This window comes from Yeosuana sp. (assembly GCF_057126245.1).
Genome location: NZ_DBNGMQ010000079.1, coordinates 1 through 2,710, shown reverse-complemented (window position 1 = coordinate 2,710; position 2,710 = coordinate 1). Strand labels below are relative to the sequence as shown.

The following is a 2,710-nucleotide window of genomic DNA, read 5'->3' as shown; positions in this document are numbered from 1 at the left end:
CTTCTGTATGGTTAGTTGCGTGTATAGCAACTAATTTAGTAAACAAATACTTGTCAGAGGAAATTCCGAAGGAATTTTCGTGATGAGCACTAACCATAGCAATTAATTATACATGGTGTTGCGTGTTCGTTTTTTTTGTTCTAATATTTAACTTCTCCAATTCAATAATTGAATCAATGAAATCATTAACATTTAATTCCTTGAGTTCAGCATATACTTTTTGGTTTTGATTAGCTTTTTCGGCTAGAATATACTTCATAGATTCATATTGCAATCGCGCAGAATCATTTTTTCTCAAAAAATTACGGGACAAAATATGCCTCTCCAAAGCTTTGCTGCCTATTTTGCAAACATAAAGATGGTGCTTTATAAAATCCAAAATTCGGTTTGTTTGGTTTTCAGTCCTTTTAAAAACCTCACGCATTTCAATTCCTTGATCTCCGTTGTGGTAATATCCAATACTTATAAGTCCAGATTTTATTTTTTTAAATTCCGATTCGCTTTCATAAATTATATCAATGTCAATAATCGGTTTAGAAGCTAATTTAGGAACGGATGTACTTCCAACGTGCTCAATTCGATATTTAAGTCCTTTCAAACCGTTGTCAATCTCGAGTTTTAAATCCTCAAAATTTTTAATCCAATCTGATGAATATTTTTCGATTAGCATATGGTTTTTTTAAATTACACACAACGGTCTCGGCTATGAGTAGTTGCGTGGTTTAGAAATTAGCTTTGCAAGTAAACACCAAGCTGAAAACCCTTGAGGATTTTTAGAAGTAGGCGAGAACAAGCAATTACTTATAGCAATTGTTGTGCTTTCGTTATTTTTCAAGTTGCATAGGTATCGCAACGAGCAGATAATTACAGGACTAATTTTCTTTCACCAATCATTATTTTATTTCTAAAATGAAATTTCCCATGTTTTGTTTATTAAATTTTTGATTTATTTAGGATTATATTTTAATAATTGCAAAACTTCTTCAGATTTATCCAATGCCTCTTTGACTCTGCTAGAAGTATAATTATGTAAATCTTTCTTTATGTTCAGCATAGCTATAAATTGCTTTTTTGAATAGCCGCTTTTTTCAATATCTGCAAGGTTAATTAAGGGATCTGTTTTTGCATATTCTAATGAAAATCCGCACGAAATAAATAAATCCGTAATCTTCGAATTCCAGAAGTCATCCAGATAAAATTCCTGTTTGCTAATACCACCATATTTATACTGAAGAGTCCTAAATTCTTCAATTAAATTTTTGCTCTTAACCAATAAATTTGAATTTGACGTTACAATCATATCCAAAACTGGCGAATTAACCATATTCGAATAGAAGTTAAAACAATCGCTAATTTCTTTAGTAGTAAAAGTTTCTTTACCTTGTTTTAATTTTAAAATAACTTCGGCAGTTACTTCAGAATAGAAATCGTTTCTGGTTTTATATTTTTCTAGTTGTTCTGTATTTTTAACGATTTCTTTTTCTAAAGACTTTAAAACTTCTTGTTCATTAGTAATAATTTTTTGGTGCTCATGCCAATTATTAACCTGTAAAGCAATTAATATACCTATAACAACAAGTACAATTTCGCCAATGGCATATTTAAAGTACTTTCCAGTTTTTCTTTCTGAAAGTAAGTTTTGTCTAATTTTTCGAAAGAATTTTATCATTGGTTATTGGTTTCTGGTAATGAAGTACAACAATAGTATATAGAACATATGTTATATATACCTCTAATATAGAATATATTGAACATATCTTTTATATGAGCACTAATATATTAAATATCTTATAAGTTGTTAAACGCCATAACAGATTAGTTGAATTAATTCCTTGATTTCTCAATCATATCAAATAATATTTCTTTTGGCGAAGTTGTTTTTAAGAGGTCTTTTAATTGTTTTTCTAACCTATTGCCTTTGACATAGAGTTTGTATAAGTCGTCTGAACTTTTAATCTTTTCTTTTAAGCCTGCAATTGTTTTTAACTCTTGCCGACTTTATTCAAATTTCGTCATTATTTAAATCAAGTAATTATAGAATTTATAATAGTTTAGGAATAGAAATATCTCATAGAATTATATCTGCTAATAAAAAAATAGATATTAAGTCCTTAGCTAATGGATTATATTTTTTAAAAATTGAGAATTCAAAAACAATTAAGTTTATTAAAAAACAATAGCTCTATAAGAGTTTAATAGTTTTTATTTTGAAAATAAATATCGCACCGTTAAAGAGCATGGTATTTTTTTAGATAATTATGTCACTAAAATTGAGCGTTGTAATTGTTATGCCATTGACAAGTTTTTTGTTGAAGTTATTTATGATTCTGAACATAACACCATAACCGAAGCAAGGAGTTTTAAATATGGTCATAGTCTTGATAAGTATGCTCCTAAACTTTGATTAATCTTTTCTAATTCAGTTAATTGACTTAGACTGACGACAATCATTTACTTTCCGGGTTTTTAATATTATTTTTTCTTCTTTAAAAGAAAGTATTAATTGTTTTATCGAAAAACCATTAAAAAATTAACATGATAAATAATATTTTTTCATATAAACATATGATAATAAGGTTTTTGTTAAGTATTTACTTGGTATCTGTTTGCAACCAAATGCAATCTCAAAACAATATTTTTGACATCGCAAGAAATGGTTGCAAAGAAGATTTACAAGAAATTTTATATAATCATCCTGAAGTTATTAATT

At 27.8% G+C, this 2,710-nt stretch carries 3 protein-coding genes; 1 reads left to right on the top strand and 2 read right to left on the bottom strand.

The features are described from left to right. Nucleotides 1-106 precede the first annotated feature (106 nt). Both AC15TD_RS10670 and AC15TD_RS10665 read right to left on the bottom strand, forming a co-directional pair. Nucleotides 107-670, bottom strand: a complete 564-nt coding sequence (locus AC15TD_RS10670) for a GrpB family protein (RefSeq protein WP_484452132.1) — start codon at nucleotides 668-670, stop codon at nucleotides 107-109. A gap of 276 nt (nucleotides 671-946) precedes the next feature. After that, entirely contained in the window at nucleotides 947-1,669 is a 723-nt protein-coding gene (locus tag AC15TD_RS10665; protein ID WP_484452131.1) for a hypothetical protein, read from the bottom strand. A gap of 307 nt (nucleotides 1,670-1,976) precedes the next feature. On the opposite strand from AC15TD_RS10665, the gene AC15TD_RS10660 reads away from it, so the two are divergent. Next, nucleotides 1,977-2,180, top strand: coding sequence for a T9SS type A sorting domain-containing protein (locus AC15TD_RS10660; protein ID WP_484452130.1), 204 nt, complete (start codon nucleotides 1,977-1,979; stop codon nucleotides 2,178-2,180). The last annotated feature ends 530 nt before the right edge of the window (nucleotides 2,181-2,710 follow it).

Bases quoted from the DNA above. Each gene is read 5' to 3' on its own strand.
- AC15TD_RS10670 (WP_484452132.1), bottom strand. From the start codon at position 670: ATGCTAATCGAAAAATATTCATCAGATTGGATTAAAAATTTTGAGGAT.
- AC15TD_RS10665 (WP_484452131.1), bottom strand. From the start codon at position 1,669: ATGATAAAATTCTTTCGAAAAATTAGACAAAACTTACTTTCAGAAAGA.